The sequence below is a fragment of the Aequorivita marina genome (assembly GCF_031631895.2).
Classification (GTDB): domain Bacteria; phylum Bacteroidota; class Bacteroidia; order Flavobacteriales; family Flavobacteriaceae; genus Aequorivita; species Aequorivita marina.
Window position 1 is genome coordinate 1 of the sequence record NZ_JAVMBW020000052.1, and the last position, 290, is coordinate 290.

General features: G+C 55.2%; 1 protein-coding gene. It reads right to left on the bottom strand.

Going from position 1 to position 290, the window contains the following annotated elements; genetic code table 11:
• The coding region (locus QPK98_RS15645) for an FIDD domain-containing protein (protein WP_494337543.1) at positions 1–290 on the bottom strand (290 nt) is incomplete at both ends.

The window sequence follows — 290 nt, forward strand, 5'->3', positions numbered from 1 at the left end:
GTGTTGGTCACCCGTACATAGATCCGTTGTGGGTTGATCAGGTTTACATACGGAAAGGTGATCGGGTCGGTTCCGGCCTCGGCATATTCTGGGGTCTCGTGGAAGCTAATCAGGTAAACATCCGGGTCTTGATCGCCTAGGATACCCGCGCGTAGGGCAGCGACTTGCTGGTTGCTCAGGTCTTCTAGGTCAAACTCAGCATGGCCGTCCTGCGGGGGTAGGTTGTCACAAATAACGAAGGGTTCTGTGGGGGCCGTTGCTTCAGCACCTCGCTGTACGATGAGCTCAAA